Origin of the sequence: Azovibrio sp., assembly GCF_049658005.1 — a bacterium.
GTDB lineage: Bacteria > Pseudomonadota > Gammaproteobacteria > Burkholderiales > Rhodocyclaceae > Azovibrio.
Genome location: NZ_JBASOH010000049.1, coordinates 1 through 19689, shown reverse-complemented (window position 1 = coordinate 19689; position 19689 = coordinate 1). Strand labels below are relative to the sequence as shown.

The 19689-nt window shown below is 64.4% G+C and carries 20 protein-coding genes; 5 read left to right on the top strand and 15 right to left on the bottom strand.

The window, feature by feature from the left end:
- Positions 1-13: 13 nt before the first annotated feature.
- The 7 genes from WBH99_RS05005 to WBH99_RS04975 all read right to left on the bottom strand — a co-directional run bounded on the left by WBH99_RS05005 (position 14) and on the right by WBH99_RS04975 (position 6830).
- Positions 14-736 carry a GGDEF domain-containing protein gene (locus WBH99_RS05005; protein WP_424219013.1) on the bottom strand — a complete coding sequence of 241 codons (723 nt, stop codon included), beginning with the start codon at positions 734-736 and terminating at the stop codon, positions 14-16.
- The gene (locus tag WBH99_RS05000) at positions 733-1113 is read right to left on the bottom strand and encodes a DUF1987 domain-containing protein (RefSeq protein WP_424219012.1); all 381 of its coding nucleotides are present in this window, start codon (positions 1111-1113) and stop codon (positions 733-735) included. Before WBH99_RS05000 ends, WBH99_RS05005 begins: the two co-directional genes overlap by 4 nt.
- Before the next feature lie 8 nt (positions 1114-1121).
- Positions 1122-1673, bottom strand: coding sequence for a SiaB family protein kinase (locus tag WBH99_RS04995; protein WP_424219011.1), 552 nt, complete (start codon positions 1671-1673; stop codon positions 1122-1124).
- Complete coding sequence (locus tag WBH99_RS04990) at positions 1670-3844, bottom strand: SpoIIE family protein phosphatase (protein WP_424219010.1); 2175 nt, start codon at positions 3842-3844, stop codon at positions 1670-1672. Before WBH99_RS04990 ends, WBH99_RS04995 begins: the two co-directional genes overlap by 4 nt.
- 81 nt (positions 3845-3925) lie before the next feature.
- Positions 3926-4414, bottom strand: a complete 489-nt coding sequence (locus WBH99_RS04985; protein ID WP_424219009.1) for a chemotaxis protein CheX — start codon at positions 4412-4414, stop codon at positions 3926-3928.
- Positions 4411-4782 (bottom strand): response regulator transcription factor, encoded by a 372-nt coding sequence (locus WBH99_RS04980; protein WP_424219008.1) that lies wholly within the window; start codon positions 4780-4782, stop codon positions 4411-4413. The genes WBH99_RS04985 and WBH99_RS04980 overlap by 4 nt, the downstream gene beginning before the upstream one ends.
- A complete protein-coding gene (locus WBH99_RS04975) occupies positions 4779-6830 on the bottom strand; it encodes an ATP-binding protein (protein WP_424219007.1) in 2052 nt (683 codons plus the stop codon). The genes WBH99_RS04980 and WBH99_RS04975 overlap by 4 nt, the downstream gene beginning before the upstream one ends.
- A 106-nt stretch (positions 6831-6936) precedes the next feature.
- Here WBH99_RS04975 and rpiA point away from each other — a divergent pair, with 106 nt between their 5' ends.
- The 3 genes from rpiA (at position 6937) to WBH99_RS04960 (ending at position 8848) form a co-directional block, all read left to right on the top strand.
- Positions 6937-7611, top strand: coding sequence for a ribose-5-phosphate isomerase RpiA (gene rpiA, locus WBH99_RS04970; protein ID WP_424219006.1), 675 nt, complete (start codon positions 6937-6939; stop codon positions 7609-7611).
- A 64-nt stretch (positions 7612-7675) separates the two neighbouring features.
- On the top strand, positions 7676-8398 hold the full coding sequence (phoU, locus tag WBH99_RS04965) for a phosphate signaling complex protein PhoU (RefSeq protein ID WP_424219005.1): 723 nt from the start codon (positions 7676-7678) through the stop codon (positions 8396-8398).
- Between the two features lie 270 nt (positions 8399-8668).
- The gene (locus tag WBH99_RS04960) at positions 8669-8848 is read left to right on the top strand and encodes a hypothetical protein (RefSeq protein WP_424219004.1); all 180 of its coding nucleotides are present in this window, start codon (positions 8669-8671) and stop codon (positions 8846-8848) included.
- 70 nt (positions 8849-8918) lie between these two features.
- On the opposite strand, the gene WBH99_RS04955 is transcribed toward WBH99_RS04960, so the two are convergent.
- The 4 genes from WBH99_RS04955 to WBH99_RS04940 are packed head-to-tail and all read right to left on the bottom strand — an operon-like array spanning position 8919 to position 12813.
- Positions 8919-9191, bottom strand: a complete 273-nt coding sequence (locus tag WBH99_RS04955; protein ID WP_424219003.1) for an oxidative damage protection protein — start codon at positions 9189-9191, stop codon at positions 8919-8921.
- A 27-nt stretch (positions 9192-9218) separates the two neighbouring features.
- On the bottom strand, positions 9219-10550 hold the full coding sequence (argA, locus tag WBH99_RS04950; protein WP_424219002.1) for an amino-acid N-acetyltransferase: 1332 nt from the start codon (positions 10548-10550) through the stop codon (positions 9219-9221).
- Positions 10540-12039 (bottom strand): polyphosphate:AMP phosphotransferase, encoded by a 1500-nt coding sequence (gene pap, locus WBH99_RS04945; protein WP_424219001.1) that lies wholly within the window; start codon positions 12037-12039, stop codon positions 10540-10542. Before pap ends, argA begins: the two co-directional genes overlap by 11 nt.
- A gap of 6 nt (positions 12040-12045) precedes the next feature.
- Positions 12046-12813 (bottom strand): 16S rRNA (uracil(1498)-N(3))-methyltransferase, encoded by a 768-nt coding sequence (locus WBH99_RS04940; protein WP_424219000.1) that lies wholly within the window; start codon positions 12811-12813, stop codon positions 12046-12048.
- 182 nt (positions 12814-12995) lie between these two features.
- On the opposite strand from WBH99_RS04940, the gene WBH99_RS04935 reads away from it, so the two are divergent.
- Together WBH99_RS04935 and WBH99_RS04930 are read left to right on the top strand one after the other, a co-directional pair.
- On the top strand, positions 12996-13814 hold the full coding sequence (locus WBH99_RS04935) for an inositol monophosphatase family protein (protein ID WP_424218999.1): 819 nt from the start codon (positions 12996-12998) through the stop codon (positions 13812-13814).
- Positions 13815-13904: 90 nt separating this feature from the next.
- Positions 13905-16385, top strand: a complete 2481-nt coding sequence (locus tag WBH99_RS04930; protein WP_424218998.1) for a sensor domain-containing protein — start codon at positions 13905-13907, stop codon at positions 16383-16385.
- A 4-nt stretch (positions 16386-16389) separates the two neighbouring features.
- On the opposite strand, the gene WBH99_RS04925 is transcribed toward WBH99_RS04930, so the two are convergent.
- The 4 genes from WBH99_RS04925 to WBH99_RS04910 all read right to left on the bottom strand — a co-directional run.
- The gene (locus tag WBH99_RS04925) at positions 16390-17673 is read right to left on the bottom strand and encodes a cobyrinate a,c-diamide synthase (RefSeq protein WP_424218997.1); all 1284 of its coding nucleotides are present in this window, start codon (positions 17671-17673) and stop codon (positions 16390-16392) included.
- Positions 17673-18269: a cob(I)yrinic acid a,c-diamide adenosyltransferase gene (gene cobO / locus WBH99_RS04920; protein ID WP_424218996.1), complete on the bottom strand. Its 597-nt coding sequence runs from the start codon at positions 18267-18269 to the stop codon at positions 17673-17675. The genes WBH99_RS04925 and cobO overlap by 1 nt, the downstream gene beginning before the upstream one ends.
- Positions 18266-19132: an ABC transporter substrate-binding protein gene (locus WBH99_RS04915; protein WP_424218995.1), complete on the bottom strand. Its 867-nt coding sequence runs from the start codon at positions 19130-19132 to the stop codon at positions 18266-18268. Before WBH99_RS04915 ends, cobO begins: the two co-directional genes overlap by 4 nt.
- A gap of 28 nt (positions 19133-19160) precedes the next feature.
- The coding region (locus WBH99_RS04910) for an ABC transporter ATP-binding protein (protein WP_424218994.1) at positions 19161-19689 on the bottom strand (529 nt) is incomplete at its 5' end.

Sequence of the window (19689 nt, the reverse complement as noted above, 5' to 3'; positions counted from 1 at the left end):
CAGAGATGCTGACTCATTCCGCAACCTCGACGCGATTGCGGCCCTTGTGCTTGGCTCGGTAGAGCGCCTGATCTGCCAGCCGGTAGACCGTGGCAAAGTCGTCGCCGGGATGGCACATCACCAGGCCAAAGCTGAGCGTGATGCGCAAGGAGACTTGGGGGCACTCAAACCAGTTTTCCGCCACGCGGCGGCGCAGGCGTTCGGCAAAATCCCGGCAGGCCGGTAGCGCGGGCTGGCGCAGCAGGATGATGAATTCTTCGCCCCCGAAGCGGCCCAGCCGGTCGTCTGGTTCCAGGGTGTCCTGGACCAGGTCGACCAGGTCCTGGAGCAGCTTGTCGCCACTGGGGTGGCCATGCTGGTCATTGACCTGTTTGAAAAAGTCGATGTCGAACATGAGGAGGCCAAACGTCTCGCTGCTCAGTGCCGCCTCGATCATGCGCGTCGTGGCCCCCTTGTTGTAGGCGCCGGTGAGAGGGTCGTGTTCGGCCTGATAGGCCAGGCAACTGGTGAGTTGTTCGAGTTTGCGGTTGAGGCGGTTCAGTTCCCGCTCGCGGCGATCGGAAAAACGGATCAGCTGCTGGGTTTCGCGCAGCAGTTTTTTGTAGGCATCGAGCAATTCGGTACATGGGGCTTCCACTTCCGGGGGCAGGGCCTGCCGCTCAAGAAGTCCGGCAATACGAGCGAGCAGGCTTTCTTCCGCCTCGAAGAGCTTGAAGCCGTCGGCTTCCGGCGTCATTTTTCCACCGGGTTGTAGATCAGGTTGGTGAAGTCATCGGCCAGGTCGGCGCCGAATTCCCGGACGGTCTCGTCCTCCGCGTCGTAGTGCCAGTTCAATTGCACCTTGTTTACAAGAGCTGCCGCATCGAGCATTTCAAACAGGGAGAGCAGGATTTTGGTGCTGCTGCTGTTGAAGTAGATCAGGTCGATATCGACCGTGATGTCGGCGTCCCGGGTGTTGTCCAGATAGCTGCGCAGGGCGGCGAGGATGGGGCCATAGAACTGGGCGGCGTTTTCCGGGTAGCTTTCCCCCTTGAGACTCAGGTGGTGGCAGGAGAACTTGAAGTCCACTTCGGGTTTGTCGTGTTCGGGCGCGAGATAGAAATCGGCGATCATGCTGGGCCTCAGATGATGGCTTTCAAGAAGAAGTGCTGGATGCCAGGGTTCCGGGCGTCTTCATGAAAATTGAATTCAATGGGTTGGCTGGCATCCCGGGCCACGGTGAGAAAACCCAGGCCGGCGCCCTTGCTGCCGGCTTCGGGGTCTTCCCGCAGGCGGCGCTTGTATTCCTGCTTGATCTCATCGAGCGACAGGGCCTGGATGTGTTCGAGCTTGTCGCGCAGCCGGCTGACATGGGCTTGAGCCATGCTGTTGCCACAGACGATGAAGAAGTTGTCGCCGGTATGGCCGATGGCGATGGTGCCGATGTGCAGGCCTGTTTTGTCAGCCTCGATGTCCGGGTGCTCGGCGTAGTTGAGAATGTTCTGCATCATCTCGATGAAGGTCGAGAAGATGCGTCGGGCGGCGGGACCTTTGATGTCTTCGGCTTCGAGCTTGGTGCGCAGCGCGTCGCCAATCGAGCCGATGATGTTCTGGGACAGGTAGCCGGTGTAATAGAAGACGATGCCGTTTTCATCGACTTTGCGGCGGAAGCGGTCAAATTCATCCAGATTCATGCGCAATCTCCAGAAGGATGGTGACGGAAGGCAAATAGGCAAAGGTCATCGCGCCGCGCTTCCTTGCCTTGCCAGGACTTGAATTCAGCCATGATTTCAGCCTGTTGCTCGTGCATGGGGAGATCCCGGTTGTCGAGAATCAGTTGTTTCAGGCGTTTCTTGCCGAAGGCCATGCGCCGGGCCTCACCCACCTGGTCGATGAGGCCGTCGGTGCAGATGTAGATCATGCTGCCGGCCTGCAGCGGGATGGTCTGGTTGTGCCAGCGGTAGTCCATCGGGGTGTGGACGTAGCCGACGCCCATGCGTTCGCCATTGAACTGAATGACGCTTTGCCCATCCGGCTGCAGCAGGAAGAGCGGCGTCCGGGCGCCGGCGTAGGTGAGTTGCTGGTGATGGCAGTCGACCCAGCAGAAGGCGGTATCCATGCCGTCGTCGGAGTCATGTTCGGAGGGTTCCGCTGCGCTCGTTTCATGCTGGCCCAGGGCAGTCTTGACCGCCTGGTTCATACGGCTCAGCAGGGCGGCGGGGTCGTGTCGGTTGGCGTGGGTGAGCAGATTGTTCAGGTAGGAGGCCATGATCAGCGTCATGAAAGCCCCCGGTACGCCGTGCCCGGTACAGTCGATGACGGCAAAGAAATAGCCGTCCTCGAAACGGCGGAAGTACAGATAGTCGCCTCCGACTACATCGCGAGGCTCCCAGACCATGGCGTAGTCGGTCAGGGTGGTCGCCATGTCGGCCTGCGAGGAGCGCAGGTAGGATTGCTGGATGACCCGGGCGTAGTTGATGCTGTCCATGATCAGTTCGTTTTTGGCGGCCAGGTCGGCGGTTCGTTCCGAGACCAGACGCTCCAGGTTGTTGCGGGTAAAGCGCACCGCTTCCGTCATGGCGTTGAAGGAGCGCGCCAATTGACCGATTTCATCGTCCCGGTCGATTTCGAGCTGCACTTCCAGGTCGCCGCCGGCGACCCGTTCCGTGGCAAAGATCAGCTTGCGGATCGGGAAGGCCACATACATCAACCAGAGCATGTAGATGACGATAATCAGCGCCGTGGCGGACACCGTCAGGTTGAGCGCCAGTTGCTGGTAGAGCACCCAGAGCCGATGGTCGATGGCGTTGTCGAGCAGGCGGGTGAATTGATCCAGGGTGTCGTAGACCTGGCCTATCGGTCCCGGCGCGATGGGTTCGCCGCTATCCAGGGTCGTATCCCGGGGGCCGACACCGTAGGCGTTCAGCTCGGCGGGATGGGGGTAAGTCATGGCGCCAAAGAAGGCGGTCGGGCTGGAATCGAATAGCATGCCCAGCAGCTTCATCTGGGTGAAGGTATCGACGCTACCGGCGATGCGGTCCATTTGTTCCAGCCGGGGCTTCAATTCATCGCCCAGTTCGGGCATGGTCCGCAACACCTTGTCCTGGACGGTCTGGCGCAGGCCGTCCAGGCTGGTGCGGGTCATGGTGTTGAGCGAAATCAGCAGGTACTTGTCGTCCCGGTCGATGTGATGGGTCACGTAGAAACCGGTGCCCATGTCGCGGATGCGAGCCATTTGTTCCAGGACGGCGGGCAGATTCTGGGTCACCATCTGGGCCAGATAAAAGGTGCCGACGTAGGGGTCGACCGTGAGATGCGTGGCGTCAGCGGCGGCGGAGATCAGGGTGTTGAGCTGCGCCACCAGGTGGTCGTGACGTTCCAGGGTGGCACGCGGGTCAGTATCCTCGCCGCGCGCTGCGGCCCGCCACGACTGGCAGAATTCCAGCCAGCGCCGGTCCTGGGCCAGGGCCGGAAGATGGCGTTGAAATGCCGCTTCCGCAGCCGCAATGGCAGCGTCTACGGCCGCCCGGCGGGCTTTCAGCAGGCTTTGCAGGTGGGGACCCTGGCTTGCCCGGAATTCCTCGTCCCCCGAGAGGTAGGCGTGCGCCAGCCCCCGGTGTTCTTGCAGGGGTTCGAGAATCAGGCGGATCGGAATCACCAGATACAGCCCGGAACGCTCCAGCCGGGCCCGCTCGATCTGGCCTGCGAGGCTGAAAAACAGCTGGCCGGTCAGGAGCAGGATGGCAATGCCCGCTACCAGCCCCACCACCTGGATCTTTTTCGGATAGGTGAGGCGGGCCATCAGGTCTACCGCCGGGTTGTCGGTGAGCAGCCGGGAAAGGGTCAGGCTTGCGGTGCGGGACATTGTGCAAATCCTCCATGTCTCAGTCTGGTGGATTCAGGTTACAGCTCGATGTGCTTCAGGTTGCCTGAATGTGAATTGGCGTCAGACCAGTGCGTCCAGGTGCACGATCAGCACCGCGGTATAACTTTGCCAGGTGAAGGGAATGACCAGGGGGGGGCTGCTGGCCGCCGAAGGAGGGGGCTTGCCGGCCCGGGTGAAGGTTTGCGGCGGGGTGATTTCCAGGCCTTCCCCGAATACCCGCCGGGCTCTGCCGGCCAGGGTATTGGCGATTTCACCGACGACGTCGAGATGGTCTGCATCCGAGTATTCATGCTGGCCCATGCGCATCAGCACATGATCGAGCAGGCCCCGGGGTGCGGCAAAGCAGACGCTGCCTTGGTAGTCGCCCTGGACCTGGATCAGACCGTTGAAGTCATCCAGGGGCAGGGGCATCCCCGCTTCCAGCAGGTAGGCGGTGCGCACCAGGGCTTTTTCGCCGGTGATGCGTTCGAAAAAGTGGCCGATGGTTTCGGCAAACACTTCCACGTCGTCCGGCCTGAGGGCCTTCCTGAGCGGGGCGGGGGCAGTCAACGCATGAGCTCCAGCAAGGCTTCCACCAGTTCGTCGTCGCTGAAGGGTTTGTGCAGGAAACCCTGCGCCCCCTTCTTGATCGCCTTCAGGGCGGTGGTTTTGTCAGACAGGGCCGAGACGACCAGGATGCGGGTTTCGGGCAGGCGGGTGGCGAGGCGGCTGATGCACTCGTCGCCATCCATCTTCGGCATGGTCAGGTCCATGGTCACCAGATCGGGGCGAAACTGTTCGGCCAGGGCCACGGCCTGCTGGCCGTCTCCCGCCAGGCCGACGATCTCCAGGTTGGGCAGGCGCATGTCCTGGCAGAGCCGGGCAATACGGTTGCGGATGACCATGGAGTCATCCACGATCAGCAGTTTCATGGTCATGAGGCCGGCTGGAACTGCAGGGTGAATTGGGTGTAGGCATTGGGCAGGGTGGAGAGGCGTATCCGGGCGCCGGCCCTGCTGGCCATGTCGCGGATCAGGTCGAGGCCAACGCCCCGGCCGGCGTGTTCATTGGCCTCTTCTTGCAAGCTGAAGCCGGGGGTGAACAGGGTGGCCATCAACTCGCGCTCGCTCATGCTTTCTACCAGTTCGTGCGGATGGCCCAGTTCCAGCAGGCGGGCGCGGATGCGGGCGCAGGAAATGCCCCGGCCATCATCGCGCACCGATACGGAAAGGCTGCCTTCGGTCGTGGTGGCAAATTCGACTCGCACGGTTCCCTCCGGCAGTTTGCCCGCCTGCAGCCGTTCGGCTTCGCTCTCGATGCCGTGTGCCACGGCATTGCGCACCAGTTGTGGCAACATCTCGTGCAGATGGCGCAGCAGGCGCTCGTCCAGGTTCGGGGCCTGCTGGGGAAAATTGACTTCGACCCGCACCTTCTTGTTGAGGTCCTCCGCCACCTTCAGGGCGAGATGCTCGATCTGCTTTTTCAATTCGACAAAGGGGTGCTGACTGACCGGCGCTTCCTGATAACGCCTGACCTTGGCAAGCACCTCGCCGATCTGCGCCAGTTTTTGCCGCAGTTCGCCCACCTGGAAGGCGATCGGGATCAGATCGTCTCCCGTCAGGTCCTGCCGCCGGCGCAAAGGCGTCAGCAGGTCTTCGAACTGGTGCGCCTGGCGGGAGACTTCCAGGAGTCCCAGCGCCCCGGCCTCGCCCTTGATCGAATGGATGGCCCGGAAGGCAAAGTTGATCAGTTCGGCATAGGCCCGGGCTTCCGGCTGCACGTCCTGGAGGGCCTGATTCACCATGCCGAGCCGATCTTCGCCACTCTTGAGGAAGTCCCGCACCTGGGCCGGGTCCTGGTCGAGCACGGCCAGCAAGCTCTCGACCTCGCTGCTGGCGCGGGCTTCGGCGCCGGCCAGGTCGCGCGCCAGCTGCATCTGGCGGCTGATATCAAACACCGTGACCAGCAGGGCGCGTACTTCCCCTTGTTCCAGCACCTGGGTGAATTCGAAGGACAGGTGGGTGGGGCCCTTGCGGCGGCCATCCTGACCGGCGGCCAGCGTGACTTCGCGCAGGGGGTTGAGTTCTTCTAGCAGGGCGGGCTTCACCTTGCGGTTGAACAGCAGGTCGATGTAGTCCCGCGCCGCTTCCTGCTGTTCCGGTTCGAGCAACTGGGCGATCAGTTCATCGAATTTCAGGCCAGGGGCCACCGGGCGGCCAAACAGTTCGGGAAGGGAACGCGACTGCTGGATGCCGAGATGGCCGTCCCGGTCGAGCAGGAACAGGCCTTCGCGCACCGTATCGAGAATTTCCCGGGTTTCCTGACGCGCCGCTTCGATCTGCCGGTCGCTTTCCAGCAGGCGGCGGATGAATTTGAAGACGATGAAGAAGAAGTTGAGGGAGGCCAGGAAAATGGCCCCCAGCTGGATGTAACGCAGCGAGGCGGCCCGGGATACGGCCTGGGCCTCCAGATGCCGGGTCAGGTCGTCGGCGAGTTGCATCAAGCGCACATTGCGAGTCACGGCGCGGTTGACGGCATCATCCACGTCCCAGGCCGAGGGAGTGGCAGCATTGAGTACGGGCAGGACACCGGTGTTGATCGGCTCCCAGGTCTCCACCAGCTGGTCCAGCAGTTCACGACTCTGGGGGTCCATCGAGGCGCCGGGCCCCGAACTGCCAAGCGTCAGGCCCTGCAAATGCTGCAGGGCCGTCGAGAAGGCACTGTAGGATTCGGAGAGTTGCGCCTGGCTGGTCTGGTAGGAATCGCCGCTCTGCATTTCCATCCGCAAGGTGAGCAGGGCCTTGGTGAGTTGCTGGGAATAAACCCGCAATTCGCCGGCGGTGTTGATGTGGGCCGTGTCCCGTTCGATCAGGTGCGAGGTGTAGGTGTTGAAAATCAGCACCCCCAGGTCGAGCACCAGGAACAGGGCGATGGCGGCCAGCAGCTCCCGGTACTTGCCGAGCCAAGTGTGGGGTTGTGGGTTCATCGGGCTGGTTTCCGTGCGGAGGGATCCCGATTTATAGGCCTGTTCCGTTACAGGGTGATGACCCTGGCGGTAGAATCCGGCGCATTCATTTTTCGAGGTGATCTTCATGACCCAGGACGAACTCAAGCAGGCGGTGGCAGAGGCGGCGGCCGACCATGTGGCCCGGCATCTGCCCGAGGGCGGGATGCTCGGCGTCGGCACCGGCTCCACGGCCAACCTGTTCATCGACGCCCTGGCGCCCATCAAGTCCCGGCTGGGCGGTGCCGTGGCCAGTTCCGAAGCCACTCGCCTGCGTCTGGAACGGCAGGGGATTCCGGTGCTGGATCTCAACGCGGTGGATCGCCTCCCCATCTATGTCGACGGGGCCGACGAGATCGACCCGGGCATGAACATGATCAAGGGCGGTGGCGGGGCACTGACCCGGGAGAAGATCGTGGCGGCGGTGTCGGATACCTTCATCTGCATCGCCGATGCCTCCAAGCTGGTGCCGGTGCTGGGCCGTTTCCCCTTGCCGGTGGAGGTGATCCCGATGGCGGTGCGCCAGGTGAGCCGCGCCCTTGCTGCGCTGGGAGGGACGCCCAGGGTGCGCGAGGGGTTTGTCACCGACAATGGCAACCTGATCATCGACGTGCATGGCCTTGCCATCGCCGACCCGGTGGGGCTGGAAACGGCCATCAACCAGATCGTGGGGGTGGTGACCAACGGTCTGTTTGCCATCCGGGGTGCGGATATCCTGTTGCTGGGCACCCCGGAGGGGGTCAGGATCCGGGTGAGGGATTGAAATGTTTTTGTCACATTCCGGCGTTAGGCTGTAGGCACTCTCCCCTTTTCTGAGTCCCCATCCCATGAATGAAGCCCGCTCTACCCTGCAGGATCACACTTCCAAACAGTTTGATCTGGAACTGGAACATCTTCGCACCCGTGTGCTGCAAATGGGAGGCCTGGTGGAACAGCAGGTTTCCCGGGCCATCCGTGCTTTTTACGAAGGTGATCTAGCCGGGATGGATCTGGTGGTGCGCGAGGATGTCCACATCAACAAGATGGAGGTGGAACTGGATGAGGCCTGCAATCAGGTGATTGCCAAGCGCCAGCCCACCGCGATCGACCTGCGCATGATCATCACGGTGCTGAAAAGCATCAGTGATCTGGAACGTATCGGCGACAAGGCTCAGAAAATCGCCCGGCTCGGCGCCATGCTCCATGGACAGCACAGCGCCTTCGTGCCGGATGTGGATCTGCGCTACATGGCCGATCAGGCGCTGGAAATGCTGCGCCTGGCGCTGGATGCGTTTGCCCGCCTGGATGTGCAGTCGGCTGCCGAAGTGGTGCATCTGGACGATGAAATCAACCACCAGTACCAGTCGGCGGTGCGCCAGCTCATCACCTTCATGATGGAAGACCCCCGCACGATCTCCCGTTCGCTGGACATCATGGCGGTGGCCAAGGCCATCGAGCGCATTGCTGACCACGCCAAGAGCATTTCCGAATATGTGATTTACATGGTCAAGGGGCTCAATGTCCGCCACTCCAGTCCTGATGAATTGGACCAGGAACTCGCCAAGAGCTGATGGGCCAGACAGGGCTCCGGCAGGGCCTCATTCCCCAGTCCTCCCCTGCCCGGCAGGGGTTTGTGCGCTGCAGCAGCGTGGGCTGGGGATGACCCTGGCCATCCACGACCTTGGCTACGACCTTGGCTACGACCTTGGTTACGACCTTGGCTACGACCTTGGCTACGACCTTGTTTGAAGTGGCTGTCCTGAAACTGCCATGACTCCGTCCTGCTACTGTAATCCGGGGCTTGCACACTGTCGATGCAACCTTGAATCCAGGAGATGGAGATGCCGCAACAAGCCTCGAACCTGAAAGATGCCTTGCTGGATTATGTGGATAACATCACCACCCTGCGCCAGAAGATACGCGAGGTGCGGGAAAAGCAGCTGGCGGCACTGAAGGACTTGATGATCCTCCGCCACAAGTGCCAGGCCCTGCGCCAGCAGTTGAGCCGCCAGACGAGTTGAAGTCGCGCTGGCAAAAAAACAAAAGCCCCGCCAAGTCCGGCGGGGCTTTTGCCTGGGTGCGCCCGGGGAATCAGGCTTTTGGGGGGACGTAGCCGGAAATCTGGTCGGCGCCGCTGCCAAAGAAGTGGTTCTGCATCTGTTCCATCAGGTATTTGCGGTGTGCCGCTTCGGCCAGATTCAGGCGGTTTTCGTTGATGATCATGGTCTGCAGCTTGAGCCACTGTTGCCAGGCTTCCCGGGAAACATTCTCGAAAATCTTCTGGCCGATGGCGCCGGGCAGGGGGGGGAAGTCCAGCCCTTCGGCTTCCTGGCCGAGCTTGATGCAGTTGACGGTTCTTGCCATGTCGTTCTCCAGTGTAGGGGTGCCAGATTATATCGACTTGACCAGCACCTTGGAGCGGCGCTGGAGGTTGTACATCTGCCGTTTCTGGGGCGGCAGCTCATCGACGCTTTCGAGCTTGAAGCCCCGTTCGATGAACCAGTGCACGGTGCGGGTGGTGAGCACGAACAGGCGTTTCACCCCCGCCGCCCGGGCCCGGGCCTGGATGCGTTCCATCAATTGCTCGCCATAGCCCCATTCCCGGTGCGCCGGATGCACGGCCAGGCAGGCCAGTTCGGCGACGCCATCGCCGTAGTCGTAGAGGGCGGCGCAGCCCACCACCATGCCGTCGTGCTCGATGATGGAGAATTTCTCGATTTCCCGCTCCAGCACTTCCCGCGGCCGATGCACCAGGGTGCCGTCTTCTTCCAGGGGTTCGATCAGGGCGATCAGGGCGCCGATGTCATCGGCCCGGGCTTCCCGGATGCGTTCCAGGGATTCCCGCGAAATGATGGTGCCGATGCCGTTCAGGGTGAACAGCTCCTGCAGCAGCGCCCCATCCTGTTCATAGCCGATCAGGTGCACCCGGCCCACGCCCAGACGGCTGGCGCGCACGGCGCAGGGCATGTAACGCTTCAGGTCGGCGGACAGCCAGGGGGCATCCTTGAGCTGGGCGGCGGCGTCGGCGGTCAGTTCTTCCTGCAGTTCGCCGGCCTCGTTGGTGACGCCGATGCTGTCGGTGAGGAACACCAGCTTGTCGGCCTTGACGGCCACGGAGACGGCTTCGGCCACCTCTTCCATCTGCAGGTTGAAAATTTCCCCGGTGGGAGAACTGCCCTGGCAGGATAGCAGCACGATGTTGCCCAGGGCGAGCTGGGCCTTCAGCCCATCAGCGTCCACCTTGCGCACCGTGCCGCTGTACTGCAGGTCGATGCCATCCAGCACACCGAGGGGCCGGGCGGTGATGAAGTTGCCGCCGATGACGCGGATCTGGCTGTTGGCCATCGGGGTGTTGGGCAAGCCCTGGGAGAGCAGGCCCTCGATTTCCAGATAGACGCTGCCGACTGCGTCCAGGACGCAGTCCAGGGTGTCTGCATCGGTGATCCGGTAGCCCTTGTGGTACCTGGATTCGATTCCCTTCTCGCGCAGTTCTTCCTCGATCTGGGGCCGGGCGCCATGCACCAGGATCAGGCGGATGCCCAGGCTGGCGAGCAGGTTCACGTCGTAGGCCAGGGTTTTCACCAGGGGGCCGGCGATGGACTTGCCGCCGAAGGCGACCACGAAGGTCTTGCCCCGGAAGGCATTGATGTAGGGGGTCACCAGGCGGAACCAGGAGACGAATTCCCCCAGGTTGTCAGCCGGCAGTTTGGCTTCAGTTGTCATGCTTGCCTTTCTGGGCGAGTGCCGCTTCGACCCGGGTGCAGATGGTTTCCAGCACCTTCACCCGGGCAAAGTTCTTGTCATTGGCTTCCACCAGGGTCCAGGGGATGGCCCCGGTACTGGTGCGTTCCACCATGTCGCACACCGCGTCATGGTATTCGTCCCATTTTTCCCGGTTCCGCCAGTCTTCATCGGTGATCTTGAAGCGTTTGAAGGCGATGTTCTCGCGCTCCTTGAAGCGGCGGAACTGCTCTTCCTTGCTGATCTGCAGCCAGAACTTGACGATGATCGCCCCGTCTTCCGCCAGTTCGTGTTCGAAATCGTTGATCTCCGCATAGGCCCGCAGCCAGTCGGCTTCCGTGCAGTAGCCCTCGACCCGCTCCACCAGCACCCGGCCGTACCAGCTGCGGTCGAAAATGGTGATCCGGCCGACCCTGGGAATGTGGCGCCAGAACCGCCAGAGGTAGGGCTGGGCCCGTTCTTCCTCGGTGGGGGCGGCGATGGGCACGATCTGGTACTGACGCGCGTCCAGGGCGGCGGCCACGCGGCGGATGCTGCTGCCCTTGCCGGCAGCGTCCGAACCTTCGAAGGCCAGGATCAGGGAGTGTTTCCTGAAAGCGGGGGAGCGCACCAGTTCCGACAGGCGGCCCTGGGCTTGCGCCAGTCGCGTCTCGTATTCCTTCTTGTCCAGGCTCTGCTCCAGGTTCAGGGCCGTCAGCACGTCCAGGGCGTCGATCTTGGGGAAGATCGGCGGCGCCACCGGGTAGTTCTGGTCGCGCGTGTCGCTCAGGCGCTTTTGCAGGGCATCCAGGATCATCTTGCCCACGGTCAGGGAGCGGTAGCGGTCGTCGGTGCCTTCCACCACGGTCCAGGGGGCCCAGGGGGTGTTGGTCAGGCGCAGCAGGTGGGAGGCCACGTCCTGGAGCTTGTCGTAGGTCTTCAGCCGTTCCCAACTTTCCTTGGTGACGCGCCAGGCGGTGCGCGGGTCCTTTTCCAGGGCCTTCAGGCGCTTTTTCTGGCTGTCCTTGGAGAGGTGGAACCAGAACTTCAGCACCAGGGCGCCTTCATTGACCAGCATCGCCTCGAAGCGGTTGAACTGGTCGATGTGCTGGTCGAACATGGCCTGATTCATGTCGCCGTCGATGCGGCGGTGGATGGGGGTCGAATACCAGGAACCGGCGAAGATGCCGATCCGGCCCTTGGGGGGCAGGGCACGCCAGTAACGCCACATGTAGGGGCGCTCGGACTCCTCGTCGCTGGGGGCGGAGAAGGCCAGGGTGGACAGGTAGCGGGGGTCCATCCATTCGTACAGCTCGTTGATGGTCTCGCCCTTGCCGGCGCCATCGACGCCGCTGATCAGGACGATCACCGGAAAGCCGCTCTTTTCCCGCAGGTCGAACTGGGCTTCCAGCAGCGCTTCCCGCAGTTTCGGCACCTCGGTCTTGTAGGTCTCCTTGTCGATGACGTGGCCCAGCTCTGCAGATTCGAACATGGTGTTTTACGCTCCCTTGAAATCACCCCAAAGGGTCTGGATGGCGGCCAGGGCTGCCAGGCTCGCCGTTTCTGTTCTCAAAATCCGCGGCCCCAGGCTGACGGGGATGAAGCCCACCAGTCGAGCCGTCTTCATTTCATTGGGCTCCAGCCCCCCCTCGGCACCGATCAGCAGGGTGACGCGTCCGGCCGGCGGCAACTGGGGCAGGCTGTGGGCCGCGCCCGGGGCCAGCATCAGCTTCAGGTCTTGCTGGGGCCTGCCAGGTCCGGCGAGCCACAGGTCCAGAGGCTGCACCGGGGTAACCGGGGGAATCTGGTTGCGGCCGCACTGCTCGCAGGCCGAGATGACCACCGATTGCCAGTGGGCTTCGCGTTTCTGCTGGCGGTCGCCGGAGAGTTTCACCACGCTCCTTTTGCTGGCTACCGGCTGGATGGCGCTGATGCCCAGTTCCACCGCCTTCTGGATGGTGTAGTCCATCTTGTCGGCGGCCTGGATGGCCTGGACCAGGGTCAGCTGCAGCGGCGATTCCCGCTCCACGTCTTCCCAGCCGCTGATGCTCACGGTGACCCGCTCCCTGGTGATGGCGGTGATGACGGCCGGGTATTCGCCGCCGCGGCCGTTGAACAGGGTCAGGGGAGCGCCGGGAGGCAGGCGCAGGACGCGTACGGCATGGCGGGCCACCGCCTCGGGCAGATCAAGCCGGGCACCGGGGCCCAGGGGGGCGTCGCAGAAAAATCTCGGGGAATCCATCGATGCTATTATAAGTTCGATCATTCCACGAATTCCCAGCTTCTTTCGACACGGTTTCCTCCGCCATGGCTGCACTGAATCCCCTTGCCCTTGCCTTTATTTGTGACTCCGGCTGCTTCGTCCCGGAATTTTCCCGGCCCGGGACCGATGATGCCCAGCAAGCCCTGGCCGCGCGTGCTCCATCAAAATGGCGCGAGGCTTGAACCATGCCGGCTGATCTGCTCAAATTGCTGCCCGGTGTCGAAGCCGCCCTGCGCGCCGTGGCTGAAACCGAAATCCTGCCCCGCTTCCTGAAGGTGGTGCGGGAACACAAGGACGACGGTTCCACCTTCTCCGAAGCTGACATCGCCGCCCAGGAATTCCTGACCCGCGCCCTGGAGCGCCTCTTGCATCTGCCCACGCTGGGGGAGGAAATGAGCGAGGCGGCCCAACAGGCGGCATGGGCGGCGGGGCTGAAGAGCGAACGGGGCCTGTGGGTGATGGACCCCATCGATGGCAGCACCAACTTTCTCGTCGGCCTGCCTCAGTTTGCCGTGTCGGTAGCGCTGCTGCGGGACGGCAAGCCGGTGCTCGGGGTGAGTTACCTGCCCCTGGCCAGGGAAATGTTCTCTGCCGTGGCGGGCCAGGGGGCCTGGATGAACGGCGAGCGCCTGCCGCTGCGGCCGTCCGGCCATCAGCTTTCCAGGGCCGTGGCCTGCGTGGACTTCAAGCGCCTGCCACCCATGCTGGCCGCCCGGCTGGTGGCGGATTCCCCCATTTATTCCCAGCGCAACTTCGGCTCCAGTGTGCTCGAATGGTGCTACCTGGCGGCGGGCCGGGTCGATGCGGTGCTGCATGGCGGCCAGCGGCTCTGGGATCATGCGGCGGGCAGCCTGCTGGTACGCGAGGCCGGCGGTTGCGCGGCCACCTTCCGGGAAGATGATTTCGATGCGGCCGATCCCTGGCGCCGCCAGGTGATCGCCGCCCTGAACCCGGACCTGTTCGTGCGCTGGCGCGACTGGCTGCGGCAGCACGGCGCCCGCTGAAAGTTGAAGCGGTTCGGCCCGGAGCCGTTATCATCCGGGCTACGCTAACCAGACTCGGAGACAGCCGCCCGGATGGGTGGAAAACGGCGGATGGTACAGAAATCCTTCAAGGAGCGTCACCTGGCCCTGTTGCAGGAGGCCCAGCGCATTGCCCGGATCGGCAGCTGGGAGCGGGACCTGCGCAGCAACGCCTTGTGGTGGTCTGACGAATGTTATCGCCTGTTCGGCTATGAACCGGGCTCGATCCAGCCTTCCTATTCGCTGTTCTTGCAGGCCATCCATCCCGAGGACCGGGACATGGTCCATGAAATCAATGTCAAATCCCTGACCGAGCGCGCCCCCCATGAGGTGGATTTTCGCGTCATCCTGCCCAGTGGCGAGATGCGCTATTTCCACAACCAGGGGCGGGTGTTCCTGAATGAGTACACGGGCCAGCCGATCCGCACCAGCGGCACCACCCAGGATGTCACCGAGCGTAAGCAGACCGAAGCGGAGTTTCGCCGCCAGGCCGCCTACCTGGAAGCGATTCTGGCTTCGATGCCCCAGGGCATCAGCGTGTTCGACGAGAACTTCCGCCTGCGCTACTGGAACGAAGGTTTCGTGGAGGCCCTGCAACTGCCGCCCGAGCAGGTGTTCGAAGGCGCTTCCCATGCCGATCTGACCCTGATCCCGGCCCGGCGTGGCGAGCTGGGGGCCGGCGATCCTGAAGAACTGGTGCGCCTGCGCCAGGCCGAGATTGCCCGTTTCGAGCCGCACCGGCTGGAGCGCCAGCGGGTCAGCGGCCGCTCCCAGTTGCTGGAGGTGCACCCCCTGCATCTGGAAAACAGCGTGGCCGGTTTCATCAACACCTACACGGACATTACCGACCGCAAGCAGGTGGAAGAGCGCCTGCTGCTGGCCGACAAGGTGTTTGCCAACAGTCCCGTGGGCATCTTGATCGCGGACGAGGCGGGCCGTGTGCTCTCCATCAACCCGGCTTTTTCCGTCATTACCGGCTACCAGGCCGAGGAAATCCTCTGGCAGCCCAGCAGCAGCCTCCTGGGCCTGTGCAGCAAGGACAAGCTGGCCCAGATGGAACAGGGCCTGGCCGAGCATGGGCGCTGGGCAGGCGAACTGCCGGGGCAGCGCAAGAATGGCCTCAACTACGCCATGTGGCTGGACATCACCCGGATTCAGGAGACCAGCGGCGGCGTCCACCGCCTGTGGATCCTGACCGACATCACCGAACGCAAGCGGGCCGAGGCGCGCATCAACCACCTGGCCCACCACGACCCCCTCACCGGCCTGCCCAACCGGCTCTCCCTGCTCGCGCGCCTCGAGCAGGCCCTGCCCGAGGCGCGCCGCTATAGCTGGAGCCTGGCCCTGCTGTTCATCGACCTGGACCGCTTCAAGGTCATCAACGACACCCTGGGGCATCTGGTGGGGGACCAGTTGCTGATGGAGGTCGCCGGCCGCCTGGCGTCCACGGTGCGGGAATCCGATACCGTGGCCCGGCTCGGCGGGGACGAATTCGTGATCCTGCTGCCGGACGTGGGCGATGCCGCCGATGCCGCCACCAATGCCGCCGCCGTGGCCGGCAAGATCATCGACGCCCTGGCCGAGCCGATCCGGGTGGAAGGCCACGACCTGCATACCAGCCCTTCCATCGGCATCAGCCTCTATCCCCTGGACGGGGACGAGGCGGAAACCCTCTTGCGCAACGCCGACACCGCCATGTATCACGCCAAGGCTTCGGGGCGGAATACGTTCCGGTTCTATGCCGAGGAAATGAACCTGGCCGCCACCGAGCGCCTGACCCTGGAGCGCAAGTTGCGCCAGGCGGTGGCCAAAGGCGAATTCAGCCTCCATTTCCAGCCCCAGTTTGCCGTCGGCAGCCGCCAGCCCACCGGGGTGGAGGCCCTGCTGCGCTGGAGCACGGAAGAAGATGGCCCCATTGCTCCGGACCGCTTCATTCCCGTCGCCGAGGAAACCGGGCTGATCGTCGGCATCGGCACCTGGGTGCTCCGGGAGGCCTGCCGGCAGATGCGCGCCTGGCTGGATGCGGGCCTGGCCCCGATGCGCATGGCGGTGAACCTCTCCGCCCGGCAGCTCAAGCAGCGCGATTTTCCCGCCGCCGTGGCCCAGGCCCTGGCCGACACTGGCCTGCCCGCCCAGCTGCTGGAGCTGGAAATCACCGAAAGCGCGGTGATGGAGCAGCCGCAAGAGGCGATCCAGTTGCTCTCCGAACTGCGGCGCATGGGACTGAGCCTGGCGATCGACGATTTCGGCACCGGCTATTCCTCGCTCGCCTATCTGAAGCTCTTTCCCATCGACCACCTCAAGATCGACCGCTCCTTCGTGGCGGATATCGAGCATGACCTGAACGACCGGGCCATCGCCTTCGGGACCATTGCCCTGGCCCATTCCCTGGGGCTCAACGTGATCGCGGAAGGGGTGGAGACCCAGGGCCAGCTGGAGCTCCTGTCCTGTAACGGCTGCGACGAGATCCAGGGTTACCTGTTTTCGAAGCCCCTGCCTGCCGATGCCGCCCTCGCCTTTCTCAAGGCCAGCCAGGACGCGCCCGCCCCTTGAAGCTTCAGGCCCCAAAGAGGCCGGCCACGGCATCGGGGCAAGCCGGAAAATAAAGATGCAAGAAGGAGGCGGTGAGACGGCCCTGCCGGTAGATGGCTTCGCCCGGGCTGCCATCGGGCTTGACCGCCGTGAGGGCCGGCGCGAGTGGCGTTTCGGCGTAGGCGTAGTGAAAGGTATGGCCGCTGATCCGGCCTTCCGGAAGATCCAGCGTCTGGGTGCCCAAGGCCGCCAGCCGCGCCTGCATTCGCGTCTCTCCGGGCAGCAGCCCGCCCATGGCATGACTTTGCCCCTCCTTGTCCCGCAGGGCCTCGAAGAGCCCCATCATGCCGCCGCATTCGGCGAGGAGCGGTTTGCCCGCCGCCACATGCGCCTTCAGATCGGCCCAGAAGCGCCGTTTTTGGGCGAGTGCCGGGGCATGCAGTTCCGGGTAGCCGCCGGGCAGCCAGACGGCATCGCAGGCCGGCAGATCCTCGCCGGCCAGGGGAGAAAAGAAGACCCGCCGCGCCCCCAGGGCGGTAAGGGTTTCGAGATTGGCCGGGTAGATGAAGCCATAGGCGGCATCGCGGGCGATGGCGATCGTCCTGCCGGCCAAGCGGGGCGGGATCGCCGGGGCGAAAGCGGCGGCAAAGTCGACCGGGGGCGGCAGGTCCGCGGCCAGGGTATCGGCCAGAACATCGGCCAAGCGCTCCAGGCGCTCGTCCAGATCGGCGATCTCGGCGGCCTGAAACAGGCCCAGGTGCCGCTCCGGCAGGCGGGTGGCGGCCGCGCGCGGCAGGGCCCCGTACCAGTTCATGCCGGGGGGCAGGCTTTTCTCGAGCAGGGCGGCATGGCCGGGGCCGGCCACCCGGTTTGCCAGTACCCCGGCAAAGGGCAGGTCGGGCTGGTAGCGGGCCAGGCCCAGAGCCACGGCGCCAAAGGTCTGGGCCATGGCGTCGGCGGCGATCATGGCCAGTACCGGGATGCCAAAGCGGCGGGCGATATCGGCTCCGGAAGGCTCGCCGTCAAAGATGCCCATCACCCCTTCGACCAGGATCAGATCATTGTCGGCGGCGGCGCGGGCCAGGCGCCAGGCGCCATCTGCCGCGCCGCACATGCCCAGATCCAGGTTGTAGCAGGGCTGGCCGCTGGCGGCGGCGTGGATCATCGGGTCGAGAAAGTCCGGGCCGCACTTGAAGACCTGCACCCGCCGGCCCTGGCGGGCATGCAGGCGGGCGATGGCGGCGGTGACCGTGGTCTTGCCCTGGCCGGAGGCCGGGGCGGCGATGAAGAGGGCGGGGCAGGTCGGCATCACCACTCCATGCCGGGCATGGCCGCGATCCCGGCCGCAAAGGCGTGCTTGACCAGGGTCATCTCGGTCACGGTGTCGGCCAGGGCGATGAGTTCCGGCGGCGCCCCCCGGCCGGTGACGACGAGATGCTGCTGGGCCGGGCGGGCGGCGAAGGCGGCGAGCACGGGCTCGATTTCCAGCCAGCGGTACTTGAGGGCATAGGTGAATTCGTCCAGGAGCACAAGTCCGATGGCCGGGTCCTCGAGATGCCGGCGGACGATCTCCCAGGCCGCTTCGGCGGCGGCCTTGTCGCGGCCCTCGTCCTGGCTCTCCCAGGTGAAGCCTGCGCCGCAAACCTGCCAACTGACCCCGGGCTGGGCCCGGAAGAAGGCTTCCTCGCCGGTGTCGGAGCGGCCCTTGATGAACTGCACCACCGCCACTTTCAGGCCATGGCCGAGGGCGCGCGCGACAAGGCCGAAGGCGGCCGAGGATTTACCCTTGCCGGTGCCGGTATTGACCAGCAGCACCCCGCGCGCTTCCTGGGCGGCGGCGATCTTCTGGTCGATCACCTCCTTCTTCTTTTGCATGCGTTTCTGGTGCCGTTGTTCCTGGCTCATGGTTGAGGCTCCGGGGTGGGGCCCAGGCGTTCGCGCATCTGGGCCAGGGCGCGCAAGAGGCCGGGGCCGGGATGAAAAAAGTCCTCGCCTTCGAGGCTGACGATACGCACCGGCAGCGTCGGCGCAATCATGCTGCAGTGGTCGGTGGACTGGGGGGTGAAGGACACCAGGATGTCCGGCCGGGTGCGCTCCACCAGGGTTTCCAGATCGTCAATCTCTGCGCCGGGGCGCAGGTGGCGGATTTTCGCGGCGGTTTCCACCACCTCGAAGCCGGCCTGGGTAAAGAGGTCGCCGACCAGATGCTGGCGCCCGAAGGAATAGGGGCTGCCGGAGCAGGCCGAGACCAGCAACACCTTCCGGCCCTTGCCCTGCACCTGGGCGGCGAGCTGCCGCCAGCGGCGGGAGAAGTCTTGGAGTTTCTGCCGGGCGCCGGGGGCCCGGCTTGCCCGGGCGAGGGTGGCGAGCATGCTTTCCGTCTCGGCCAGGGAGGCAAAGCCGTTCAAGCGCAGCAGGCGGGCGCCGGGCGGCGTGATGGCGCTCAGGCTCGCGGCGCTGGCCCAGTCGGAGGCGACGATCAGATCCGGTTTCAGGGCGGCGATGGCGGCCCCGTCCGGGTCGAGCATCCCGCCGGTGCGGGGGAGCTGCGGCAGTTGCCGGTCATAGCGGGAAACCCCGACGATACAGTGGCCTTGCCCCAGCCATTGCAGGGCCAGGGTGAGGTAGGGCGCCTGGCTGACGATGCGCGGGCAGGCCGCCAGGGCCGGGGCGGCGAGGAAGAGCAGCAGGGTGAGGAGCCAGCAGCGCCGGACTTGGCGGTGAAACAGGCCGCGGCGAGGGCCGCTATCGGGGAAGAGGGCGTTCATGTCCATTTATGTCCATTTCGTCTGTTTGCTATTCGGGGATGAAGGCGACCCGGCCGTTTTGGGCCACCCGGACGAGCGGGTGGCCATAGAGGCGGAAGAGCCGCTCCGGGGTCAATAGCGCATCGGCCGGACCCAGGTCGGTGTCGCCGTCGCCGTAGATCAGCAGCACCCGGTCGGCGTAGCGCCAGGCCAGGCCCGGGTCGTGCAGGACGCTGATGATGCCGGCCCCCGATGCCGCCCGCCGCGCCAAAAGTTCGAGCACGGCGATCTGGTGGTTGAGGTCGAGGTGGGTAAGCGGTTCATCGAGCAGCATCAGCGGGGCTTCCTGGGTGAGCAAGGTGGCGATGGCGAGGCGCTGGCGCTCGCCGCCGGAGAGGGTCTGCACCGCGCGCTCCTCGAGGCCGGCCAGGCCCACATCGGCGAGGGCCTGGCGGGCAATGCGCAGATCCTCCGGGCCTTCCCACTGCCAGCGCCCGAGGTGGGGATGGCGGCCGGTGAGCGCGGTTTCCAGCACCGTGGTGGCAAACGGGTCGCCCCGCTGCTGGCCGAGCCAGGCG